Here is a 23,608-nt window from a genome sequence, read left to right as displayed (position 1 = left end):
ATTGAACCCGGGCGCCGGGCCTCAGGCCATCGCCGCCTTGCATTCCTGCACGCAGTCGGCGCAGGCGTCCGCGCAGGCCTTGCATTCGGCGTGCTTGCTGGCGTGCTTGCGGCAGGCCTTCTCGCACTCGTCGCAGGTCTTGGCCGCGACGCGGGCCAGGTCCTTCAGGGCGCTGCCCTGCTGGATCGCGACCTTGTGCAGCGCGTTGCAGATCGCCAGCAGCTGGTTGACCGACTGCGCGCAGGCCGCCATCTCCTTGTCGCCATTGCCCAGCAGGATCAGGCAGTGAGCCAGGCAGGCCTCGCCGGTGCTGAGGCAAGCGACGGCCGAGGCGATCAGCGACTCGTTCATGCCGCCGCCGTGATGGTGGTGGGCATGCGGGTCATTGGCTTGTGACGACGCCGACGAGGCGAAGGCGGCCAGGGCGGCTGCGGTGGCCGAGCTGGCGGCGGTCTGGATCAGGGTGCGACGGTCCATGTGGGTTGTCTCCAAGTCGAATCGGCCGCGACGAACGCGGTGCGCTTTCATTTTCGTCAAGCCGGCCCTGCTTCTCATTTGAGGAAGATCACGGCGCGCGGACGTTCACCGCGTCCGGCTGCGGGTCACGCCGCCTGGCAGTTCGCCGGCCGACAGCTGCAGGCCGGGCATCAGCCGGACCCGGCGCGGGCCGGCGTCCTCGATCAGGCCGGTGCGGCGGAAGTGCGAGACCACGCGGCAGGCGGTCTCGTGGGTCGAGGCGGTGACGGCGGCAATCGTCGCCAGCGGCGGCAGCTCCAGCACGGCCGGCCCTTCGACGGCATCGCCGAGCAGCAGCAGCATCCGCCGCACCCGTTCGCCGACGGTGCCCACGCGCAGGCTGGCCAGACCGGGCTGCGACTCGCGCCGCAGCAGCGCATGCAGCAGCAGTTCGCGCCATTCGGCGTCGTTCATGCGGCGCAGCGGCGCCAGCTCGCAGTCGACCAGCGCATGGATCCGGCGTTCGCCGGCGCGCCGCTGCAGGGCGTCCAGCCCGACCAGGTCGCCGCGTTGCAGCAGCTGCAGGTCCTCCGGCGCGTCGGACGGGCGACGGCTGAGCGCGACGCCCGACAACACGACGTGGGGCAGGGCGAGGGCGCGGAAGGTGTCGAGCTCGTGACCCGCGGCCAGGAACACGCGGGTCGGCAGGGCTGCGGGCAGGACCGGGCCGTGGCCGACCGGGCGGGGCGAGGCGTGCAGGCGGTGCGCTGTGGCGGCGGCAGGCGCCAGGGTCGACCAGGGCGAGACCTGGATGCTGGAAAGGCCGTGCTGGCCGAGTAGGTGATTCATGTCGGGACTCCGGAAGGCGCAGGGGGGGCGGCCAGCCCTGTCATGCGGGCTCGCCGTCCTGAAGGGGCCGTCGAACGACGGCGGGCTTCAGGCCCGTTCCGGAGGTCCGCGTGACTGTGGTCGCTGCCAGGGCAGCAGGCCGGCGACCGGCGATCCGGCCGTCGGACGCCAGCCCGCCGATACGGCCGGCAGTTGCGAGGGCACCTTCAGCGCAGGCGGGCTGGGCAGGTCGGCGGCGACCACGCACAGGTCGCAATGGACCTTGGCGTGCAGTTGCAGCTCGCCGCCGTGCGTCTGCGGGGTGATGCGGGTGTCGGCCTTGAACGTGTCGACTGCCAGCGTGTCGGCCGGGCTCGCGCACCAGTCGGCCAGCAGGTCGATCGAGGCGCCCGGTGCGGCCAGCGCGAGCTGACCCCAGCCCGCCATCGCGCCGCCCCAGAGCAGCGCCAGGCAGGTCAGCCAGACGGTGAATCGCATCCGAATGTTCACCGGCGCAGTCTAGGAGGCCCGATCCGGCTTGCCGATCACGCGCTTGATGGTGATCAACCGCCCGGCGCGAAAAGCTCGCCGGGCGTGACCGGATCGACACACCGGGGCGCGTGCCGCCCTTCAGTTCCCGGTCGGCGTGCCACCGCCAGCGCCGAAATGGCGGCCAGACCGGGCCGATATCGGGCCTTCGCCGCGCGCGGGGCTGCCTAGAGTCCCAGCTGAGAAAAGTGAAAAGTGAAAAGTGATGCGTGAATCGTGCGGCGGCCAGCCGTGCGGGCCACGAACCTGAATCGACCGTCCCAGCCTGGAGCCTCAGCATGCGTTTTCTCGTCGTCGGAGCCGGATTCGCCGGGGCCACCTGTGCCCGCCAGCTGGCCGAGGCCGGTCATGACGTGCGGGTGGTCGACCGCCGCGAGCACATCGCCGGCAATGCCTACGACCACCTGGACGAACACGGCGTGCTGGTGCACCGCTACGGGCCGCACATCTTCCACACCAACAGCGACAAGGTGTTCGACTACCTGTCGCGCTTCACCGCATGGCGGGCCTACGAACACCGCGTGCTGGCCTCGGTGGACGACAAGCTGGTGCCGATCCCGATCAACCGGACGACGCTGAACACGCTCTACGGCCTGGACCTCGACGAGGCCGGCGCCGCCGCCTTCCTGGAGCGCGTGCGCGAGCCGCGCGAGAGCATGCGCAGCAGCGAGGACGTGGTGCTGAACTCGGTCGGCCGCGAGCTGTGCGACAAGTTCTTCCGCGGTTACACCCGCAAGCAATGGGGCCGCGACCTGAGCGAGCTGTCGGCCGGCGTGGCCGCGCGCATCCCGACCCGCACCAACGACGACGACCGCTACTTCACCGACCGCCACCAGGGCATGCCGGCCGAGGGCTACACGAAGCTGTTCGAGCGCCTGCTGGACCACCCGCGCATCCGCGTGCAGCTGTCGACCGACTGGCGCGACCTGCGTCAGGACGACGCCGTCGACGGCTGGGACCGGCTGGTCTACAGCGGCCCGATCGACGAGTACTTCGGCTGCGTGCTGGGCAAGCTGCCCTACCGCTCGCTGCGCTTCGAGCACCGCCACGTGGCCGATGTCGACACGCTGCAACTGCCGGTGGGCACGGTCAACCATCCCAACGAACACGCCTGGACCCGCGAGACCGAGTTCCGCCACCTGACCGGCCAGGCGCACAGCGGCACGTCGCTGGTGCGCGAGTTCCCGACCGACGAGGGCGACCCGTACTACCCGATCCCGGCGGCCGAGAACGAGGCGCTGTTCAAGCAGTACCAGGCGATGGCCGAGGCCGAATCGGTCGGCGGCAAGGGCGTGCTGTTCGTCGGCCGGCTGGCCCAGTACCGCTACTACAACATGGACCAGGTCGTCGCCGCCGCGCTGCATGCGTGCGAGGAACTGATCGCCGAGCTGGCCCATGAGCAGACGGCGCCGGCCACGCCCTCCGCCGCCTCCCCGTCCCGTCAAGAGGAAACCGTCGCATGAAGGTCCACGTGCTCTGCCCGGCCACCACGGTGACCGGCGGCCCCGAGGCGCTGCATCAGCTGGTCGACGCCGGCCAGCGCCTGGGCTACGACATGGCGATGGTCTACGCGCCCGAGGGCCACCCGGATCCGACCCCGCCGGTGTTCCGCATGTACGCGCCGCGCACCGCGCTGCGCGTGGCCGACACGCCCGACAGCGTCGTCATCGCCGCCGAGACCACCGCCCCCGCGCTGCTGGGCCTGCAGCACGCCACCCGCGTGCTGAGCTGGCTCAGCGTCGACCACTTCCGCAACTTCGCCGAACAGGCCCGGCCGGCACCGGACGCGGCCAGCCCGTTCGACTTCGTGCTCGACCCGGCCCAGCAGGTCGTGCACGTGGCGCAGTCCGAATACGCCCGCCGCTGGCTGACCGACCAGGGGCTCGACGCGCTGATGCTGACCGACTACATCCGCGACGAACTGGTCGACCGCGCCAACGCGGTGCGCGGCTCGGTCAAGGAAGACATCGTCGCCTTCAACCCGAAGAAGGGGCTGGAGTTCACCCGCGCGCTGATGGCCGCCGCACCGGCGCATTTCCGCTGGGTGCCGATCCAGAACATGACGCCGGTGGAGGTCGCCAGCCTGCTCGGCCGCAGCAAGGTCTACATCGACTTCGGCTCGCACCCGGGCCGTGACCGCATCCCGCGTGAGGCCGCGCTGTGCGGCTGCGTGGTCATCACCGGCACCCAGGGCAGTGCCGCCTTCGACGAGGACCTGCCGCTGCCGCCGGGCTTCAAGTTCGACGAGCGCCAGGCGATGGCCGTGCCGCTGGTGCTGCGCCGCATCGAGACCGCCCTGCGCGACTACGACACGCTCAGCCAGCGCTTCGAGCCCTACCGCCAGTGGATCGCCGGCCAGCGCGAGGTCTTCTTCGACGAGGTGCATGTGCTGCTGGCGACGCTGGAGGCGCGCCTGCGCCTGAAGCGCGAGCTGCGCGCTGCCTGATCTGACCGACCGCCCGAACGTCCGCCCCGGAGCCCGCATGCCCGCCATCCACCTCTGCGTCGTCCAGCCCGCCGGCCGACCAGCCGAACAACTGCAGGCCCTCGCTGGCCTGGACCTCGCACTGATGCTGCGCGCGGCCCTGCACCAGTCCGGCCGCGGCCCCGTCACGCTGGCCAAGAACCGGCTGCGCGACGACGCGGTCAACCTCGTGATCGGCGCGCACCGCGCGGTCGATCCGGCCGCCTGGTCCGATGCGGCCTGCGTGCTGGTCAATGCCGAGCCGCTGGGGCAGGGCGCCTCGCTGGTGTCGCCGCTGTCGCCGCATTACCTGCGGCTGCTGCAGGAGATGCCGGTGCTCGAACTCGATGCCGCCAACCTGCCGATGCACGCGGCGGTCGCGGTGGGGCGCGTCGCGGCGCTGCATCCGTCCGTCGCGGCGCTGGCGCACGGCCACGATGCCCGTCCCGATCGGCCCTTGCCGGACCGTGCGATCGAGCTGCTGCACATCGGTCGCCTGACACCCTGGCGCGTCCAACGCCTGCAGGCCCTGCAGGCGCTGGGCGTGCGCGTCGCCCGCATGGACGCCGCCGTGCACGGGCCCGAGCGCGACGAGCTGGTGCGCAACGCCCGTGCGGTGCTGCTGCTGCCGGAGACACCCGACGGCCGCCCGGACGTTGCCATCGCGATGGGCGCGATGGCGCTGGGCACGCCGGTGATCGCCGAACTGCCGGACGTCACCCGCATCGACCCGCTGTGGCGCGAGACGCTGCTGTGCGTCAGCCCCGATCGCAGCGCCGATGTCTTCGGCCCTGGCCACTGGAACCAGCCGGCGCTGTTCGAGCGCCTGCAGGCCGGGCTGGACGCGCATCGCCGCCATGACCTGGGCGCCGAGTGGTCCGCCTTCGACGCGCTGGTCGAGCAGGTCGCCCAGGCGCAGGCCAGCCGCGCCCCGCGTGCCGCGCCGGACCGCCTGAACGCCGACATGGCGCACCAGGGCCATCGCCACGGCTGGCTCAACCTGTCGGCCGATGCGGCCTGGCGGCCGGACGTGACGGTGTCGCTCGCGGCCGATCCGGCCGGCGATGCGGCGCTCGCCGCGCTGCTGGCGCGCGAGGCCGGTCGCCATGCGCAGGTCGACCTGGGCGAGCAGGTGCTGGACGCATCGGTCGCCACCCGCCGCACCTTCGACCATGCCCTGACGCTGCTGCAGCCTGGCGGCGTGCTGGTGCTGCGTGTGGCCGGCCTGAGCCCCGCCCAGGCGCGTGAACGCCTGGCGGCGCAGACGGACGCCTTCTGGCGCAGCGGCTGGTTCCGCCACCGCCTGGCGGTCGATGCGGTGCTGGCGCTGGATGCGCAGGGCCTGCCGACCCGGACGGCCACGCCGGACCTGTTGCGCATCGTGCTGCGCAAGGTCGAGACCAGCCTGGCCGAACGCACGCTGGCGCGGGTCGCCCGCGAGGACTACGCACTCGACGACGCCTGACCCCGGCCCCACCCGAACCGTTCCACCGCCGCCCATGCCCGTCATCTACCTCGAAGAATCCCCCACGCCGATCTATGCCCGCATCGCCCGGGCGCTCGGCTCGGAACTGGCGCGGCGCGGGCATGAGGTGATGCTGGTCAAGCCGGCCGGCTTCAACACGACCACCTTCCCCGAGTTCCTGAAGGGCCAGACGGGCGCCGTCTACCTGTCGAGCGCCGGCTCGAACGTGATCCAGCAACGTGCCGAAGGCCGTGCGGGCCACTTCTTCGAGGACTTCCCCGGCCGCCTCGTGTTCCTGCACCAGGACGCGCTGCTCGGCGGCCTGAGCTTCGAGGCCGCGCAGTCGCGGCTGCGGGCCTGGCAACGGGTCGCCGGCCGTTCGGCCCACCTGTGCATCGAGCCCGACAGCGTCAGCGCGCTGGCCGCCGTCGGCATCGGCCATGCGGCCTGGGTGCCGCACGCCAGCGAGTTCGCGCCGACCACGCCGCTGGACACCGCCGAGTGCCGCCACGGCGCCAGCTTCGTCGGCCACGCGCTGCCGTGGTCCTACCAGCCGCGCATGGCCAATGCCTCGCTCGAACAGCTGCTGTCGGGCCTGCTCGAACAGCGCAGCGCGCAGCTCGACACCGCCCTGCATCCGGCACTGCTGCCGTGGGTCGACCGCAGCCTGTCGGCCTTCAGCGGCATGCCCGATGCCAGCGACGTGGCGGTCTCGCGCCAGGCCTATGTGCATTGGCTGCGCGGCCAGTGCAACCTGCGCACGATGGCATTCCGCGGTCGCCTGCTGGAACAGGCCGCAGCGGCCGGCATGACCGATGTCACCGTCTACGGCGGCGATCCGGCCTACCTGCACCGGGTCGACCGCCAGGCCACGCTCGGTCACGGCATCCGCCACGAACCGCCGGTCTACGACGACGCCGCCGTGCACGGCATCTACCGCGCCAGCGCCTGCAGCATCAACATCAGCTCGCTGCAGTTCGACCATGCGGTGGTCAACCGCGTGCATGACGTCTTCATGGCCGGCGGCCTGTGCCTGACCGACCGCCGTCCCGGCCTGCCCGAACTGACCCGTGAACACGCCGACATCAGCTACGCCACGCCCGACGAGCTGCACGACCGCGTCCGCCATTTCGCCAACCCGCGCCACGCCAGCCAGCGCCGCAAGCTGATCGAGGCGGTCCAGCGCGACGTCATGCAGCACTCCGGCTACCCGCGCGTGGTCGACGGGATCGAGAAGGTGCTGGCGGGGATGTGAGGGGCGGCGGTGTGCTGTTCAGGGTCGAGGGTCGGCGCGTATGCTTCATGCCTCCGTGCCTGCTGTCCGATTCACCTTGCCATGAAGCCCTCCGACGTCCTTGATCGCCAACGCGTGGCCGTGCGCATGCTGGTGGCGCGGCATCGTGCGAGCAACCCGAGGGTGTTCGGCTCGGTGGTGCATGGAACCGACCACGAAGGCAGCGATCTCGATCTGCTAATCGACGTCCAGCCGGACGCTTCTCTGTTCGATCTTGGGGCTCTCCAGGTCGAACTCGAAACGATGCTGGGACTGAAGGTCGATCTGCTCACCCCGCTGGAATTGCCCCAGAGCTTCCGGGCGTCGGTGCTTTCCGAGGCTCGTCCCGTGTGAGTGCGGCCTACCGCACGATCGACCATCTGGCGCACATGCGCCAGGCAGCAGGGGATGCATGCGGATTCCTGGACGGTCTCGATCGAGCGGCCTTCGATGGCGACCTGCGCACGCAGCGTGCGGTGCTGATGAGCCTGGTCATCCTGGGTGAGGCCGCCACGCAGTTGATGGAACGTGATCCGGACTTCGTGGCGAATCATCCGGCGTGGCCTTGGCGCGCCATGCGCGGGATGCGCAACCGCATCGCCCACGGCTATTTCGAGGTCCAGCTCGACCTGGTCTGGACGACGGTGACGCGGGATTTGCCAGCGTTGCTCGCCCACATCGACGAACTGCCACCGATCGGCTGATCGGGCAGGTCCGAGGCGCGGACCGGATGGCGGTCGCTGTCCCCCGCCCCCGAGAAGCCCCCCTCGCCACCCCCTTTTCTACCCGCTGCGCCGCAGCACCCTGGGCGACAGTCGGGCATGGCGGACCCGGATCGGGCGAGCCCGGCGCGCTCGGCTGGAAGCCGGCGCGTCGAACGAGACGAGATCCGCGACCGCACACGATGACCTCAGCCGCTGCCCACGCCCACGTCCCCGACGCCTACGCGTCCGGTGGCGGCGGTGCCGCCGTCGACAGCGCAGACGACGCCTTGCTGGGCGCGGTTCTCTGGCTGTGCCGCCACCACGGCGTGCAGCGCACCCCGCAGTCGCTGCTGGACGGCCTGGGCATCGCGCAGACGCTGACGCCGCCGCTGGCGGTGCGGGTGCTCGATGCCGCCGGCTTCAACGCCAGCGTGGTCGAGCGCGAGCCGCGCCAGATCCTGGCGCTGCTGCTGCCGGCCATCCTGCTGCTGCGCAATGGCGATGCCTGCGTGCTGGTCGAGCGGGTCGTGCGCGGCCAGCAGGTTGCCTACCGGATGCTGATGCCGGCCGGCGAGCCCGGCGGTGCGCCGGTCGAGGTGCTGGCCAGCGAGGCCGAGCTGCAGGCCGAGTACTCCGGCCATGTGCTGATGGCCACGCCGCGCCTGGGTGCGCCGTTGACCGGCCGTCGCCGCGCCGAGGAGGACCTGATCAACCCGGGCGGCCATTGGCTCTGGAGCACGCTGCGCCGCTTCATGCCGTACTACCGCGGCGCGATGCTGGCGGCGCTGCTGAGCAACGTGCTGATGCTGTTCATCGGCCTGTTCACCTCCGTCGTCTACGACCGCGTGATCCCCAACCAGGCCTTCGTGACGCTGTGGTCGCTGGCCGCCGGTGCCGGTCTGGCGATCGTGTTCGACCTGATCTCGCGCCAGCTGCGCAGCCACCTGATCGACCAGGCCGGCAAGAAGGCCGATCTGGCGCTGGGCGCGATCCTGTTCCGCAAGGCGCTGTCGGTGCGGCTGGAGCACCGGCCCGAGTCGTCCGGCTCGTTCGCCCATCACCTGGCGCAGCTGGAGGTGGTGCGCGACTTCTCGACCTCCGCGACGATGTCGGCGATCAGCGACCTGCCGTTCATCTTCCTGTTCATCGCGATGATCTGGTTCGTCGGCGGCCCGCTGGTGGTCGTGCTGCTGGTGGCCGTGCCGCTGATCCTGGCGCTGACCGTGGGCGTGCAGCACGTGCTGCGCAAGGCCTCGACCGCCAACCAGCGCCAGCAGGCCGACATGCAGGGCATCGTGATCGAGTCGATGGAAGGCATCGAGACGGTCCGCGCCGCCAGTGCCCAGGGCCACTTCCAGCGCCAGTACGAGGAAAGCAACGCGATGGCCGCGCAGGCCGCGCTGAAGGCCCGTGCGCTGTCGAGCTGGGTCAACAACCTGACGATGGTGTCGCAGCAGATCATCACCGTCGTGATGCTGGTCTGGGGCGTCCACCTGATCGCCGACGGTCACCTGACGGCCGGTGCGCTGATCTCGGCGGTGATGTTCGCCGGCCGGGTCGTCGCGCCGCTGGGCGGCGTGGTCAGCCTGGCCTCGCGTTACCAGGGCGCGCGCGCCGCGCTGCGCATGCTCGACCAGCTGATGGCCCAGCCGAGCGAACGCGACCCGGCGCACGGCTACCTGCCGCGCGCGCGCATCGCCGGCCAGGTCGGCCTGCGCGACGTCGCCTTCGCCTACAGCCAGAGCAACGCGAGCGGCGGCACCACGCAAGGCCCGTCGGTGCTCAAGGGCGTGAACCTGCGCATCGAGGCCGGCGAACGTGTCGCCATCCTCGGCAAGATCGGCAGCGGCAAGAGCACGGTGCTGCGCCTGCTCGGCGGCCTCTACCTGCCCACCGAGGGCTACACCGAGGTCGACGGCATCGACCTGCGCCAGATCGACCCGGCCGACTACCGCGCCCAGGTCGGCTTCGTGGCCCAGGAGCCGCGGCTGTTCCGCGGCTCGCTGCGCGACAACATCCTGCTGAGCCGGGCCCACGCCAGCACCGCCACGCTGGCCGACGTGCTGCGCCTGACGGGGCTGGACCGCGTCGCGGCGGCCCATCCGCAGGGCATCGAGATGCCGGTGGGCGAGGGCGGCCGGATGCTGTCGGGCGGCCAGCGCCAGCTGGTGGCGCTGGCGCGTTGCCTGGTCACCAGCCCGAAGGTGCTGCTGATGGACGAGCCGACCAGCTCGATGGATGCGCAAAGCGAGATGCAGTTCATCGCCCAGCTGCGCCCGCTGGTGCGCGACCGCACGCTGGTGGTCGTGACGCACCGGCCGGCGCTGCTCGAACTGGTCGACCGCATCGTCGTGGTCGACGGCGGCAAGGTCGTCATCGACGGCCCGAAGCAGGCCGTGCTGCAGGCCCTGGCCGGCGGTCCGAAGCCCGGTGCCGCCTTGCCGGCGCAGGGCGTCACGCCCGGGGCGCTGAACACCGGCATCTACGTCGGCCCGCCCGGCGGCATGGGCCAGGCTGCGCACGCCGGCCGGCCGCCGTTCAGCGTCGTGTCCTGACCCTGACCCTGACCCAGCCCCTGACCCAGAACCTGATCTGTCATGGCCCTCAAGCTCAGCCTTCCGCAACCCGGCGCCTGGTTCGCCGCGCTGGCGCAGCGTGCGCCGTGGCGGCGCAAGGTCGTGGCCGAGCCGGTCGACGGCGTGGCGAAGCCCGGGCCGCAGGACGCCGCCCCGGCTCCGTCCAGGGCCGAGCGCCCGCAGGTCGGCACGCGCCGCAACGGCCCGGGCCGGCGCGCGACCGATCAGGTCCGACAGGAGCCCGCGATGGGGCTGGAGGCCGACCTCGCCGCGCTGCGCCGGGGTGAACGCCGCACGCCCGGCACCGCGATGCCGTCCGACGACGGCGCGACCCCGGGGCTGGCGATGCCACGTGCCGGCGAACGCGGTTGGGGTGCCTACAGCGCCGAGCGCGACTACAAGGACGACGTCCGCCCGGACCGCCTCGGCGACGTCCGGCCCGGTGACGAGGATTTCCTGCAGGGCCTGAAGGCCGCCCGCGCGGTCGAGGCCACGCCCGGCGCGCTGTGGCCGCTGTGGCTGCTGGCGGCGATCGTCGCCAGCGCGCTGACCTGGGCCAGCCTGGCCAAGGTTGACGTCATCACGCGGGCCGAAGGCAAGGTCGTGCCCGATGCGCGCGAGCAGGTCATCGCCAGCCTGGAAGGCGGCATCCTGCGTGCGCTGCATGTGCGCGAAGGTGACCTGGTCGAGGCCGGCCAGGAGCTGGCGCAGCTCGACCCGACCCGCTTCGCGGCGGTCCAGAACGAGGGCCAGGCCCGTCAGGTCGCGTTGCGTGGCACGGCGGCGCGGCTGGCGGCCGAGGCCAACGGCCGCCCGCTGAGCTTCCCGCCCGACGTGCGCAACGACCCCGGCGTCGTCGCCGCCGAGACCGAGGCCTACGAGGCCCGTCGCCGCTTGCTGGAGGAGGCCGCCTCGGTGATCCGCCGCAGCATCGGGCTGATCGATCGCGAGCTGGGTACTTCCGAGTCGATGGCCAGCCAGGGCCTGATGTCCGACGTCGAGGTCATGCGGCTGCGCCGCCAGCGCAACGACCTGCAGATGCAGCTGCAGGAGCGCATCAACCGCTTCCGCCAGGACGCCAGCACGGAGCTGCTGCGCGTGCGCACCGAGCTGGCCCAGCTCGGTGAGCAGCAGGTCGCCAAGGACGACCAGCTGCGCCGCACCACGCTGACCTCGCCGCTGCGCGGCATCGTCAAGAACATCCGCATCGGCACGCTGGGCGGCATCGTCGGGCCGGGCGCGCCGATCCTGGAGATCGTGCCGCTGACCGACCGGGTGCTGATCGAGGCCCGCATCAAGCCGGCCGACATCGGCTTCGTCCGCGCCGGGCTCCAGACCGAGGTCAAGCTCAGTGCCTACGACTACTACACCTACGGCGGCCTGAAGGGCACGATCGAATATCTGAGCCCGGACGCCCTTGGCGACGAACGTGCGGCCGGGCCGGACAACACCTACTACCGCGCCCGCATCCGCACCGACTCGGCGACGCTGCGCGGCAAGGACGACCAGCCGCTGCCGGTGCTGCCGGGCATGACCGCCAGCATCGAGATCCGCACCGGCGACCGCTCGGTGATGCACTTCCTGCTCAAGCCCATGATGAAGGGCACCGAGGCGTTCCGCGAACGCTGATCCGCCGGGTTCGTGAAGCGGGCCGCGTTCACGGCGCTTTTCCGGGCCGACCGGTTGGCGAAAATCCGTACAGTCGCCCCCGAAACGCCGCCTCGTGCGGCCCAGGAGCCTGTTCATGCCGATCCGAGTCCGCCCGTCCCACCCCGACCTTGCCACGCCGACGGCCGCCCGCTGGCCGCTGCGCCGTCTGGCGCTCGCCAGCCTGGTCGCCACGATCGGGGTCTGGGGGCCGGGGCTGGCGCAGGCCTATTGCGACGAGGCCGATGCCGTCGCCGGTGCGCCGGCCGGACGCCCGGCCCTGCCGGACACGCAGGCCTTCAGCGCCTCCGAGCTGTTCGACGGTCCGGCCCAGGGTGACGGCATGACGCAGCTGGCGTCGCTGGCGCGCGAGGCCGTCCAGGCCAGCTACGACGTGCGCAGCGCCGAACACGGCAGTCGCGCGGCACGCCAGGACCTCAAGCAGATCGAGGCCGGCAGCAGCCCGCAGATCTCCGTCAACGGCACCGTCGGCGTCGGCCAGAGCACGATCGCCGGGCGCAGCCAGTCGGCCGGCGGCGTCGGCAGTGCCGGTGTCAACGCGACCGCGCCGCTGTACGACGGCGGTCGGCTCGATGCCCTGAAGGACTACCGCCAGCGCCTGGTCTCGGCCAGCGACGAGGGCATCGGCAATGCCCGCGAACGCGCGGTGCGCGAGGCGCTGCTGACCGTGATCGACCGCAACCGCTTCCGCCTGCAGCTCAAGGTTCACGGCCAGCAGGTCGCCAAGCTGAGCTGTCTGGCCCGTTCGATCGAGCAGATCGTCGCCCGCGACAAGGGCCGCAACAGCGAGCTGATCCAGGCCCGCAAGGGCGTGCGGCAGGCCGAGATCGCGCGCGACGAGGTCCAGGCGCTGCTGCGCCAGGCCGATGCGCGGCTGCGCAAGGTGGTCGGCGACAACGTCGCGCCGTGGGGCGCCGTCGGTGTGCCGCTGATCGAGCTGCCGTCGCTGGATACGCTGCTGGCCCAGGTGCCCGAGAGCCCCGAGATCCGTTCGCTGCGGCTGCAGGCCGAGGCGCTCGACCGGCTGTCGCGCGCCAATGCGGCCGAGGGCTCGCCGCAGGTGCGCTGGCAGGTCGGCGCCAACTCGGCCCGCCAGGCGCAGGTCAACTCCAGCTCGTGGAATGCGGGCGTGGCGGTCAACATGGTGCTGGACGACGGCGGCGCTGTGAACGCCGCCGCCAGCGCCAGCCGCGAACGTGCCGAGGCCACGCGGCGCGCGATGGAATCGGGCATCAACGAACGCAGCAAGGCGATCGGCACCTTCCACGACGCCGCCCGCAGCGCCTACCTGCGTGCGCGCCACTACGCCGGCGTGCTGCAGGAAAGCGACCAGCTGCGCAACGCGACCTTCGAGCAGTGGTCCAAGCTGGGCCGCCGCTCGCTGTTCGACCTGATCTCGGCCGAGAACGAGCACTACCAGCTGCGCATCGCCTACATCAACGCGCTGCACGACGGCTTCAGCGCCTCGGCCCAGCTGCGCAACGCCAGCGCCGGGCTGCTGCCCTGGGTGGCGCCGGAACTGGCCGGCGTGCCACCGGCCCGCTGAGGCCTCAGCCGCCGCGCGCGGCCTGGTCGAGCGCCTGGTCGACGTCCCACAGGATGTCGTCGATGTGCTCGATGCCCACGGAGATCCTGACCATGTCGGGCAGCACGCCGGCGGTGCGCTGCTGCGCCTCGTCGAGCTGGCGGTGGGTCGTGCTGGCCGGGTGGCTGATCAGCGTGCGGGTGTCGCCGATGTTGACCAGGTGGCTCATGAACCGGGCCCCCTCGATGAAGCGGATGCCGGCCGCCATGCCGCCCTTCACGCCGAACGCGAGCAGGCCCGAGCCGCCGCGCATCTGGCGCTGCATCAGCGCGTGCTGCGGGTGGTCTTCCAGCCCCGGGTAGTTGACCCAGGCGACGCGCGGGTCGTCGCGCAGGACACGCGCCAGCGCCAGCGCGTTGGCGTTGTGGCGCTCCATGCGCAGGTGCAGCGTCTCGATGCCCTGCAGCAGCTGCCAGGCGCTGGTCGGCGCCAGCGCGGCACCCTGCACGCGCAGGGTCTCCATGCGGCAGCGCATCGAGAAGCCGAAGTCGCCGAAGGTCTCGTAGAACTTGACGCCGTGGTAGCCCGGCGACGGCTCGGTCATGCCCGGGAACTTGCCGTTGTCCCACGGGAAACGGCCGGCCTCGACGATCACGCCGCCCAGCGTCGTGCCGTGGCCGCCGAGGTACTTGGTGGCGCTGTGGATGACGATGTCCGCGCCCAGGTCCAGCGGGTTGCACAGGGCCGGCGAGGGCACCGTGTTGTCGATGATCAGCGGCACGCCGTGGGCATGGGCCACGTCGGCGACGGCGGCGATGTCCAGCACCACCAGGCTCGGGTTGCCCAGGCTTTCGGCGTAGACCGCGCGGGTCTCGGGCCGCATCGCGGCGGCGAAGGCCTGCGGGTCGGTCGCGTCGACGAAGGTCGTCTCGATGCCGAACTTCTTCAGGTTGACCGCCAGCATCGTCACCGTTCCGCCGTACAGCGCACCGGCGGCGACGACATGGTCGCCGGCCTGCAGCAGCGTCATCAGCGCGGTCGCCTCGGCCGCCATGCCTGATGACACGGCCAGCGCGGCGCGGCCGTGTTCGAGCGCGGCGACCCGTTCCTCCAGCGCCGCGACGGTCGGGTTGGACAGGCGCGAGTAGACGTTGCCGAAGGTCTGCAGGTTGAACAGGCTGGCGGCGTGTTCGGCGCTGTCGAACACGAAGCTGGTGGTCTGGTAGATCGGCAGCGCCCGCGAGCCGGTCGCGGCGTCGGGAATCTGGCCGGCGTGGATCGCCAGCGTCTCGGGCTTGTAGGCGTGGTCGGCCATGGTGCGATGTGGAAGTGGGTAGCAGCCTCAGACCGGCCGCTGCGCCGAGATCACGCCGGTGTTGACGCCGGCCCAGTGCAGACCGCCGAACAGGCGCGCGTGTTCGATCTTCACGCAGCGGTCCATGACGCTGTCCAGCCCGGCGGCACGGGCCAGCGCGTCGGCCTCGTGGTGGATCACGCCGAGCTGCTGCCACAGGCACCTGGCCCCGATGGCAACGGCGCTCTGCGCGATCGGCAGCACGTCGGCCGGCTTGCGGAACACGTCGACCATGTCGACCGGGAAGGGGATGTCCTCCAGCCGCGCATAGCTGGTCTCGCCGAGGATCTGCGGGTAGCGAGGGTTGACCGGCACGATGCGGTAGCCCTTGCCCTGCATGTACTTCGCGGCGAAGTAGCTTGGCCGGTGCCATTCGGCCGACAGCCCGACCACCGCGATCGTGCGGCAGGTCCGGAGGATGCGGCGCAGCGTGGCGATGTCGTCGTCGGGCATGTTGGGTCTTGAAGGGTCAGGCCGGATCGGTCAGCAGCTTGCGCCAGCCTTCGGCGCCCAGCTGCCGCAGCGTCTCGATGTTGCGTTCGTAGATGTCGGCCGCGTCGGGGAAGGCCTCGACCGCCGCCTCGATGCTGGCCTCGCGCAGCAGGTGCAGCGTGGGCCAGGGCGAGCGGTTGCTGGCGTTGTCGATGTCGTCGGGCTCGGTGCCGTCGAACTGGTAGTCGGGGTGGAAGCTCGCGACCTGCAGTTCGCCCTCGTAGCCCAGCTCTTCCACGGTGGCATCGGCCACTTCGAGGAAGTCGTTGAAGTCGAGGAAGTCGCCCAGCACCTGCGGGTGCATCAGCAGCGTGGTCTCGATCTGGGCCGGATCGGATTCGGCCAGCCGGTGCAGTTCCAGCGCCAGTTCGGCCTGCAGCGCCTCGGGCGTGGTGGCCGTGCTGACGACCCAGCGGATCTGGTCCTTGACGTGCACGGCCTTGGCGAACGGGCACAGGTTCAGGCCGATGACGGCGCGTTCGAGCCAGCGCCGGGTGTCGGCGATGACCTGTTCGGGGCTGGGTGTGGAAGGGGTGTCGCTCATCGTGTCGTCGGGGATGGGGGTCGGTTCGGGCATCAGGTCACTTCAGCTGGAGCATGGCCGTGGCTGCGGCGACGTCCACCCCTCGCGCCTTCAGGCGCGCGGCGATGTCGGGTTCGCTCAGCAGCGTGGCCAGCGCGGGCAGCAGGGGGCCCAGGCGTTCGTCGATCGTGTCGCGCACGGTGTCGACCATGACCTGCGTGCCGCGCTCGATCTCGAGGTTCAGCGCGTCGCCGGCGCGCTTGTCGCCGAAGGTGGTCTGGCGCAGCGTCTCGGGGATCAGCCAGACCTCGAACCAGCCGGCCGCGCGGTCGGCCTCGGCCACCGTCAGGCTCGCCCCGTTGACGGCGATGTAGCCCTTCGGGAAGACGTAGCGCATCCACGCCGGCGGCACCGAGATGCGCAGCACGTGGTTGTTCTCCGGGTTGCGGACCGACTCGACGCGGGCCTGGCAGTCGATGTGGCCGGAGATCGGATGCCCGCCGATCTCGACGCCGTCGCGCGCCGCGCGTTCGACGTTGATGCGGCTGCCGACCTGCAGCGTGCCCAGCGTGGTCAGGTTCAGGCTCTGCTGCATCACGTCGAAGTCGGCGCGTTGGGGGCCCTGGTGGCGCGTGACGGTCAGGCAGCAGCCGTCGCAGGCGACGCTGGCGCCGATCTCCTGGCCGTCCAGGAAGCCGGGCGGGAATTCGAGCGTGAAGGTGCGCAGGCCGGGGCGGTCGTCGATGGCGACGACGTGGGCGATGGACTGGACGATGCCGGTGAACATGGGTCTTCAGGGTCCTGGATGTGGGGAATGTGCTCAGGGCAGCTGGTAGCCGACCTTGCCGTGGTCCAGCTCGCTGATCCAGCCTTGCGCGCGCATCTGGTCGAGCAGCGCCTCGACGCCGGCCTCGCTCAGGTCGGCCCGCAGGTGCGAGCGCAGGTGCGAGCGCAGCGACGCGACCTTGACCGGCCGCTTGCCGTCGCCCAGGCGCTTGAGGCTGTCCAGCGCCTTGCGCGTGTCCGACGGCATCGGCTCGTCGCGCAGCTGGCGGCCGGATGGGGCGGGCGCGGGAGCGGTCTGAGGCGCGGGAACCGGAGCCGGCGCAGCCACCGCCACCGGCGTGGCCTCTGCCACCGTCTTTCGAGCCGCCGACTTGCGCGCCGCCTTCTTGGCCGGCGCGGGTGCGGCAACCGGGGCCTCGGCCTTGACCTCTTCGATGGCCTTGTCGGCCGTCTTGGTGGTCGTCTTGGTAGTCGTCTTGACGGCCGATTTCCGCGCGGCCTTCTTGGCCGGAGCCGGCGCCACTTCGACCGGCTCTTCCTTCGCTTCAACGGTCTTGCTGGTTGCCTTGTCCGCCGCCTTGCCTGCCGCCTTCTTCGCGGGGGCCTTCTTGGCCACGACCTTCTTGGCGACGGCCTTCTTCGCCGCTGCCTTGCCGGCCGGTGCCTTCTTCGCGGCGGGTGCCGGTGCGGGCGCAGGTGCCGGGGCCACCTCGGGCGCGTCGTCGCTGTCCGAGGCGACGATGTCGGCCATCAGCTGCTCGACCGCATCGCGAGTGTCGTCGTCGACCTGGGGCGGGGCCACCGAAACGACGGGAGCGGGGACCGGAGCCGGAGCCTGGACCACCGGCGCCGGACGGGTCTCGGCGCGTGGCGATGCACGTTGCTCGTCGCGACGGGCGCTGTCGCGGCCGCTGTCCCGGCCACCCCGCCGCGGTCCCTGTGCGGCCGGCGCGGCTGCACTGCGGCCGCCCTTGCTGCCGGCGCGGCTGCGCGGCGCACGTGGCTCGCGGGTCTCACGGGCGGCGGCTTCCGTCCGCACCACCGGCGTGCCGTCGTCGTTCATGTCCTCGTCGCGCAGCGAGGGCACCAGCGTCACCTTGATGCCGAGCTTGCTGCCGTGTTCGATCAGCTGCGCGAAGCCCTTGCGGTCACGCGAGACGATCACGTATTGCGCCTGCGGGTGCTGCACCGACAGCCGGCCGAAGTGGAAGGACAGGTGAAAGTCCAGCGCGTCCTTGCCGGCCTTCTCGCACTGGATGAACTCGACCGCCGCGCCGACCGGCATCAGCGTGGTCGCCAGCTTGATCGGCATCGAGTTCTGGCCCGGGCCGTGGAACACCTTCAGCAGGTGCTTGCCGACCTCCAGATCGGCCAGGTCCTCGGCGGCGGGCTGCACGTTCTCGTAGTCGACGAGGATGATGAGTTCGATCACGGTGGATGCTTTCGGTCTGGTCGCCACCGGGTCGGTGTGCGCAGCCTCAATGATCGGTGATCCGGCCCGGCCGGACCCTGACGCCGGCCGCTAACCTTCGGGGTTCCCGACAACCACCAGGAGGAAATCCCGATGAATATGACCCGCATCACCCTGAGTTCCGCCGCTGCCGCGCTGCTGCTGCTGAGCGGCTGCGCCTCGATCCAGTACGGCGACAAGGCCGTCGCGAAGGACCTCAAGGCCTACCAGCCGGTGCCCGGCAAGACCAGTCTCTACGTCTGCCGCGAGAAGGCCATGCTGGTGGCCGCCGGCGTCAAGTCGGTCGTGCTGGTCGACGGTCGCGACATCGGCACCGTCAAGCCCAACACCTTCGTGCACACGGTGATCGAACCCGGCGCCCACAAGGTCCAGATGAAGAACGACGGCATCGCCGGCGTCTACAACCCGGCCATCGACATCGAGACCAAGGCCGGCGAACTGGCCTACCTGTGGATGGGCGTCAACGGTGGCGGATTCGGCACCTACACGATCGACCACTTCCAGTCCGAACGCCAGGCGCGTGACTGCGTCGACGGTGCCGACTACGCCGTGCCGGCCGGCCGCTGACGCGATCGGGGCCAGACCGCGATGACGTCGGACGCGCGACATCCGGACCACCGCCATCCGCGCGTCGGCGTCGGCGTGCTGGTGTTCGACGATGCCGGCCGGGTGCTGCTCGGGCTGCGGCGCGGGGCGCACGGCGCGGGCACCTGGTCGGCGCCGGGCGGGCATCTGGAATGGGGCGAGTCCTTCGAGCACTGCGCTCGCCGCGAGGTGGCCGAGGAGACCGGGCTGGTGCTGGGCGCGCTGCAGTGCGGCCCCGTCACCAACGACGTCTTCGCGGCCGAGGGCCGCCACTACGCGACCGTCGTGATGCTGGCCCGCCACCCCGGCGGCACGCCGCAGCGGCTGGAGCCCGACAAGTGCGAGGCCTGGTCGTGGTTCGACTGGCAGGCCCTGCCGCAGCCGCTGTTCGCGCCGCTGGCGAGCCTGAAGGCGATGGGGTGGGTGCCGCCTGCGATCTCGACTCCGACCGTGCCGCCGCTGTACGAGGCCTCCGTGCCGGTCTTCCTGCACTTCCTCGAACGGCTCGACGGCATCGTCGCGAAGGTTGAACGGGCCTGTGCCTCATCGCCCGATGCCGCGCAGGCCGAAGCCGACTGGCTGGGCGCTCGACTCGCACCGGACATGCTCGCCTGGGGCCAGCAGGTCGAGACCGCCGCCAACTTCGCGCTGCGCGGCTGTCGTCCGCTGGTCGGCCTGCCGGTGCTGCCGGGCGAGCCGCCGGGAAGCGTGGCCGGCCTGCGCTCGCGCATCGGCCGGATCCGCGCCGAGCTGGCGGCGATGCGGCCGGCGGACTTCGCTGCGGCCGAGGGTCGACGCATCCGCAGCCGGGCCGGCGAGGCCGAGCTGGACCTGCCGGCCGGCGAGTTCCTGCAGCGTCACCTGCTGCCCAACTTCTTCTTCCACCTGGGCATGGCCTACGCCATCGCCCGTGCCCGCGGCCTGCCGCTGGGCAAGCCCGACTTCGACGGCCAGCACGTCTATCCGCCCACCGCCTGACCCCGGGAGCCCGCCATGACCCTGAAGATCCTCTGCGTCCACGGCATCGGCCGGCACGAACCGGGCGCGACCTGGGAGACGAGCTGGTCGGCGGCCATCCGCGAGCCCCTGCAACGGCTGGCGCCGGCGCTGGAGGTGCAGATCGAGTTCGTCCACCTCGATGCCGAGTTCGGCACCCGCGAGGTCACCTTCGCGCAGTCGCGCAAGGCGGTCTCGATGCTGATGGGCAGTGCGGTCGACCAGCTGTTCGGCAGCGCCACCACGCGCGAGCGCGGCTGGGTCGGCAACGTCGTCGACCGGGTGCGCTGGACCGCCGGCATGGTCGTGCAATGGGTCGAGGACGCGGCCCTGCGCCAGGCCACCCGGGCGACGCTGGCCCGGCGCATCAAGAACTTCAAGCCCGATGTGATCGTGGCCCACAGCCTGGGCACGCTGGTCGCCTACGACACGTTCACGAATCCGAAGACGGCCGACCTGCTGGCGGGGCGCACGCTGGTCACATGTGCCTCGCAGATGGGCAACCCCTTCGTGCTGGGCCAGTTCGCCGCCGGCCGGCTGCTGCCGCTGCCGCAGGCCGAACACTGGTATCACCTGCACAACCCGGAGGACGCGGTCTTCACCGGCCCGATCCGCCTGCTGGGCGCCGATGCCGACAACTACACGCAGCTGCGCACGCTGTTCGACATCGCCGGCATGGCCGACCATGACGTCGAACCCTACATGCGGCACCGCCTGACGGTCGACCTGGTGTGGGCGACGCTGGCGGCGCGATCGCCGTCACGCCCGACGACAGCGAAGGCGCGATCGACCGGCCAGGCGGTCGCTTCGATCGAGACGGTGCCGCCCTCGGCAACGCCCGCGCGGCCACCCCGCAAGCGCGCGCTGCTGGTGGGCATCAACGAATACGCCGACCCTGCCGCCAACCTGGCAGGTTGTGTCAACGATGTCTGGCTGGTCAGCGCACTGCTGCAGGAGTCGGGCTATGCGGCCGAGGACATCCGCATCGTGCTGAACGACCGCGCCACCACGGCCGGCGTGATCGAGCGCATGAACTGGCTGCTCGACGACGCACGCGGCGGCGACACGTGTTTCTTCTACTACTCGGGCCACGGTGCCCAGGTGCCGACCTACGGTGCCGACGGCAAGGTCGACCGCATCAACGAATCGCTGGTGCTGCACGACTTCGACTGGTCCGCCGGCAAGGCCTTCAGCGACGTGCAGTTTCACGAGCTCTACAGCCAGCTGCCCTATGACCTGCGGCTGGTCTGCATGTTCGACTGCTGCCATGCCGGCGGCATGACCCGTGCGGCGGCCCAACGGGTGCGCGGGCTGAATCCGCCCGACGACATCCGCCACCGCATGCTGCGCTGGGATGCCGCGCGCGAGATGTGGTTGCCGCGCAGCTTCGAGGCCCCGAGCAAGGCCTATGACGAGCGCTTCAACGGCAAGGCCGTGAGCCGCGATGCCGGCGGGCCGCGTGACCAGCCGCTGCGCGCCACCCACCGGCTTGGTCAGGCGATGGACCTGCGTGCGGGCAGCCAGCCGGCACGCGGGCGCCAGGCGTCGACCTCGTCCACGCGCGGCCATGCCGGGCCCTACCTGCCGACGCTGATCTACGCGTGCAGCGACGAGCAGTTCGCGCACGAGTACGAACACGGCCCGATCTCGCACGGCGCCTTCACCTACAGCCTCGTCAAGACACTGCGACGCGAACGCCGCCGTGCCGACGCGGGGCGGCGCAAGGCTGCAGCGCCGTCGCTGACCTTCGCCGAACTGGTCGAGGCGGTCGGCCGCGAACTGGCCGACCTGGGCTACGCGCAGACGCCCAGCCTCGTCGCCCCGCAACTGGTCAAGGACATGGCGGTGCCGCTGATGGCGTGAGGGCCGGCGGCACCGGCGTGATCACGTCCCGATCACGCCGCCATCGGCCTTGCGCACCACCACGGTCGCCGAACGCGGACGGCCGTCGGCGCGCTGGTCGGGCCAGTTCGACACGGCACGCGGGGCGGCCGGATCGCTGCGCTCGCTGGCCGGCTCGCCCGGGTGCTGGATGTTCAGGAACATCGTCTTGCCGTCCGGCGTCATCGTCACGCCGGTGATCTCGCAACCCTTCGGACCGACCAGGAAGCGGCGGATCTCGCCGCTGGCCGGGTCGGCGGCCAGCATCATGTTGTTGCCCATGTTGACGAGGTCACCCTTGCCCATCGCCGAGGTCGACATGTCGCACTGGATCCACAGCAGGCCGCGGGCATCGACCCACAGGCCGTCCGGGCAGGCGAACGCGTCGCCCTGGACGTTGCCCTTGGCCTCGGCGCGTTCGAGCGACTTGTCGCCGGCCATCACGAAGTGCCGCCATGCGAAGGTGGTGCCGTCGAAGTCGCCGGCATCGGTCCACTCGATGATGTTGCCCATCGTGTTGTTGGCGCGCGGGTTGGCCGCGTCGACGCCCGGGTTGCTGCCCACGCCGCGGTTGCTGTTGTTGGTCAGCGTGCAGTAGACCTTGCGGTTCTTCTGGTCGACCGCCGTCCATTCCGGACGGTCCATCTTGGTGGCGCCCAGCAGGTCGCTGGCCTGGCGGGTCTTGACCAGCACCTCGCCCTGGTCGGCAAAGCCGTTGGCCGCCGTCAGCGGGCCCTGGCCATGCACCAGCGGCAGCCACGCGCCCTTGCCATCGGCGTCGAAGCGGGCGACGTAGAGCGTGCCGTGGTCCAGCAGCGTCGCGTTGGCGCGCGCGCCACCGGGCTTGATGGCGTCGCGGCTGACGAACTTGTAGATGTACTCGAAGCGCGAGTCCTCGCCCATGTAGACGACGGCACGCTGGTCGCGCGTCACGGCCACGGTCGCGCCTTCGTGTGCGGCGTGACCCAGGGCGGTGCGCTTGACCGGCGTCGAGCTGGCGTCGAACGGATCGATCTCGACGACCCAGCCGTGGCGGTTGATCTCGTTGGGATGCTTGACGGCGTCGAAGCGCTCGTCATGTTCGTGCCAGCGGTACATCTTCGCGTCGACCTTCTGCAGGCCCCAGCGCTTCTGGTGCGCATCGGGGTTGGCCGGCCCGTTGAAGTAGTTGATGAAGTTCTCTTCGCAGGTCAGGTAGGTGCCCCACGGCGTCTTGCCCGAACCGCAGTTGTTGAAGGTGCCGAGGATCTTCCGGCCGGTCGGATCCGCCGCCGTCTGTAGCAGCCGATGACCGGCCGCCGGGCCGCCCACCGCCATCGGCGTGGTGGCCGTGATGCGGCGGGCCCAGGGCGACGGCGACACCAGCGTCCACTGGCCGTCCTTCTGTTCGACCTCGATCACCGACACGCCATGCGCGGCCTGCGACTTGCGCACCTTCTCGGCCGTCCAGGTGGCCATGCCGTCGGCGTGCAGCAGGCCGTCATCGACGTATTCATGGTTCAGCACCAGCAGACCGCTCTTGGTCGCGGCGGGCGTTCCTTCCTGGGCGTAGAAGTGGATGCCGTCGTGGTGCATGCCCAGCTGCGCGGCCTGTTCGGCGGCGGTGTTCTTGCCGTCGAACTTGAAGGCCGGCGTCTCACCTGACAGGCCGACCGGCTCGCCCCAGGCGGCGATGACCTGCGTCACGTAGCCCTTGGGCACCGCCACGGTGTCGGCAGTGCCGATCGGCACGCTCTCGAAGCCGATCAGCTTGCCGCCGACCATGCCGCCGATGCTGGCGCAACCGGTCAGCGAACCCAGTCCGAGCGAACCGCCGATCAGGGCACCCAGACCGCCGCGCAGCACCAGCCGGCGCGAGGGGTCGGACACCTCGTGGATGCTGGGGTTGGACGAGCGGTTGCTGTCTTCCATCGAGTCGAAATCCTTGGCCATGGGGCACTCCTGATCGTTGTTGAGGTCGTGAAACGAGCGCGAGCATCGCGACGCCCCGTGACCCGTGCTTGACACTTCGG

The 23,608-nt window shown here is 71.0% G+C and carries 21 protein-coding genes; 12 read left to right on the top strand and 9 right to left on the bottom strand.

Annotated elements, in window-relative coordinates:
- Positions 1-21: 21 nt before the first annotated feature.
- The 3 genes from ACWA7K_RS09400 to ACWA7K_RS09390 all read right to left on the bottom strand — a co-directional run bounded on the left by ACWA7K_RS09400 (position 22) and on the right by ACWA7K_RS09390 (position 1,782).
- Positions 22-477 (bottom strand): four-helix bundle copper-binding protein, encoded by a 456-nt coding sequence (locus tag ACWA7K_RS09400; RefSeq protein WP_456167875.1) that lies wholly within the window; start codon positions 475-477, stop codon positions 22-24.
- A gap of 105 nt (positions 478-582) precedes the next feature.
- The gene (locus tag ACWA7K_RS09395; RefSeq protein WP_456167873.1) at positions 583-1,305 is read right to left on the bottom strand and encodes a hypothetical protein; all 723 of its coding nucleotides are present in this window, start codon (positions 1,303-1,305) and stop codon (positions 583-585) included.
- An 87-nt stretch (positions 1,306-1,392) separates the two neighbouring features.
- Positions 1,393-1,782: a DUF2946 family protein gene (locus ACWA7K_RS09390; protein ID WP_456167871.1), complete on the bottom strand. Its 390-nt coding sequence runs from the start codon at positions 1,780-1,782 to the stop codon at positions 1,393-1,395.
- A gap of 329 nt (positions 1,783-2,111) precedes the next feature.
- Here ACWA7K_RS09390 and glf point away from each other — a divergent pair, with 329 nt between their 5' ends.
- The 9 genes from glf to ACWA7K_RS09345 all read left to right on the top strand — a co-directional run bounded on the left by glf (position 2,112) and on the right by ACWA7K_RS09345 (position 13,529).
- Positions 2,112-3,296, top strand: a complete 1,185-nt coding sequence (glf, locus tag ACWA7K_RS09385) for a UDP-galactopyranose mutase (protein ID WP_456167869.1) — start codon at positions 2,112-2,114, stop codon at positions 3,294-3,296.
- On the top strand, positions 3,293-4,279 hold the full coding sequence (locus ACWA7K_RS09380; RefSeq protein WP_456167867.1) for a hypothetical protein: 987 nt from the start codon (positions 3,293-3,295) through the stop codon (positions 4,277-4,279). The genes glf and ACWA7K_RS09380 overlap by 4 nt, the downstream gene beginning before the upstream one ends.
- Before the next feature lie 37 nt (positions 4,280-4,316).
- Positions 4,317-5,762, top strand: coding sequence for a hypothetical protein (locus tag ACWA7K_RS09375; protein WP_456167865.1), 1,446 nt, complete (start codon positions 4,317-4,319; stop codon positions 5,760-5,762).
- A 34-nt stretch (positions 5,763-5,796) separates the two neighbouring features.
- Positions 5,797-7,017 (top strand): glycosyltransferase family protein, encoded by a 1,221-nt coding sequence (locus ACWA7K_RS09370; RefSeq protein ID WP_456167863.1) that lies wholly within the window; start codon positions 5,797-5,799, stop codon positions 7,015-7,017.
- An 81-nt stretch (positions 7,018-7,098) separates the two neighbouring features.
- Positions 7,099-7,389 (top strand): nucleotidyltransferase family protein, encoded by a 291-nt coding sequence (locus ACWA7K_RS09365; RefSeq protein ID WP_456167861.1) that lies wholly within the window; start codon positions 7,099-7,101, stop codon positions 7,387-7,389.
- Between the two features lie 35 nt (positions 7,390-7,424).
- Positions 7,425-7,739: a HepT-like ribonuclease domain-containing protein gene (locus ACWA7K_RS09360; RefSeq protein ID WP_456167859.1), complete on the top strand. Its 315-nt coding sequence runs from the start codon at positions 7,425-7,427 to the stop codon at positions 7,737-7,739.
- Between the two features lie 200 nt (positions 7,740-7,939).
- Entirely contained in the window at positions 7,940-10,294 is a 2,355-nt protein-coding gene (locus tag ACWA7K_RS09355; RefSeq protein WP_456167857.1) for a type I secretion system permease/ATPase, read from the top strand.
- A gap of 42 nt (positions 10,295-10,336) precedes the next feature.
- Positions 10,337-11,944 (top strand): HlyD family type I secretion periplasmic adaptor subunit, encoded by a 1,608-nt coding sequence (locus ACWA7K_RS09350; protein WP_456167855.1) that lies wholly within the window; start codon positions 10,337-10,339, stop codon positions 11,942-11,944.
- A 115-nt stretch (positions 11,945-12,059) separates the two neighbouring features.
- Positions 12,060-13,529, top strand: a complete 1,470-nt coding sequence (locus ACWA7K_RS09345) for a TolC family protein (RefSeq protein ID WP_456167853.1) — start codon at positions 12,060-12,062, stop codon at positions 13,527-13,529.
- Positions 13,530-13,533: 4 nt separating this feature from the next.
- On the opposite strand, the gene ACWA7K_RS09340 is transcribed toward ACWA7K_RS09345, so the two are convergent.
- From ACWA7K_RS09340 to ACWA7K_RS09320, 5 genes are read right to left on the bottom strand one after another with little or no spacing between them, the layout of a single operon-like run.
- Entirely contained in the window at positions 13,534-14,823 is a 1,290-nt protein-coding gene (locus tag ACWA7K_RS09340; RefSeq protein WP_456167851.1) for an O-acetylhomoserine aminocarboxypropyltransferase/cysteine synthase family protein, read from the bottom strand.
- A gap of 27 nt (positions 14,824-14,850) precedes the next feature.
- Positions 14,851-15,315, bottom strand: coding sequence for a CoA-binding protein (locus tag ACWA7K_RS09335; protein WP_456167849.1), 465 nt, complete (start codon positions 15,313-15,315; stop codon positions 14,851-14,853).
- Between the two features lie 16 nt (positions 15,316-15,331).
- Complete coding sequence (locus ACWA7K_RS09330; RefSeq protein ID WP_456168750.1) at positions 15,332-15,898, bottom strand: DUF1415 domain-containing protein; 567 nt, start codon at positions 15,896-15,898, stop codon at positions 15,332-15,334.
- Between the two features lie 37 nt (positions 15,899-15,935).
- Complete coding sequence (locus ACWA7K_RS09325; protein ID WP_456167847.1) at positions 15,936-16,664, bottom strand: riboflavin synthase subunit alpha; 729 nt, start codon at positions 16,662-16,664, stop codon at positions 15,936-15,938.
- Between the two features lie 33 nt (positions 16,665-16,697).
- Positions 16,698-18,095 carry a PIN domain-containing protein gene (locus ACWA7K_RS09320; protein ID WP_456167845.1) on the bottom strand — a complete coding sequence of 466 codons (1,398 nt, stop codon included), beginning with the start codon at positions 18,093-18,095 and terminating at the stop codon, positions 16,698-16,700.
- A 132-nt stretch (positions 18,096-18,227) separates the two neighbouring features.
- Here ACWA7K_RS09320 and ACWA7K_RS09315 point away from each other — a divergent pair, with 132 nt between their 5' ends.
- The 3 genes from ACWA7K_RS09315 to ACWA7K_RS09305 are packed head-to-tail and all read left to right on the top strand — an operon-like array spanning position 18,228 to position 21,578.
- A complete protein-coding gene (locus ACWA7K_RS09315) occupies positions 18,228-18,701 on the top strand; it encodes a DUF2846 domain-containing protein (RefSeq protein ID WP_456167843.1) in 474 nt (157 codons plus the stop codon).
- Between the two features lie 21 nt (positions 18,702-18,722).
- Entirely contained in the window at positions 18,723-19,697 is a 975-nt protein-coding gene (locus tag ACWA7K_RS09310) for a DUF1993 family protein (RefSeq protein ID WP_456167841.1), read from the top strand.
- A gap of 15 nt (positions 19,698-19,712) precedes the next feature.
- Positions 19,713-21,578 carry a caspase family protein gene (locus ACWA7K_RS09305; RefSeq protein ID WP_456167839.1) on the top strand — a complete coding sequence of 622 codons (1,866 nt, stop codon included), beginning with the start codon at positions 19,713-19,715 and terminating at the stop codon, positions 21,576-21,578.
- A gap of 21 nt (positions 21,579-21,599) precedes the next feature.
- Here the strand turns inward: ACWA7K_RS09305 and ACWA7K_RS09300 are convergent, their stop codons facing one another.
- Positions 21,600-23,528, bottom strand: a complete 1,929-nt coding sequence (locus ACWA7K_RS09300) for a PhoX family protein (RefSeq protein WP_456167837.1) — start codon at positions 23,526-23,528, stop codon at positions 21,600-21,602.
- Positions 23,529-23,608 lie beyond the last annotated feature (80 nt).

The organism is Leptothrix mechoopdaensis (SeqCode) (genome assembly GCF_053893855.1).
The sequence above is the reverse complement of the archived record's forward strand: the minus strand, read 5'-3'. Positions and strand labels throughout refer to the sequence as shown.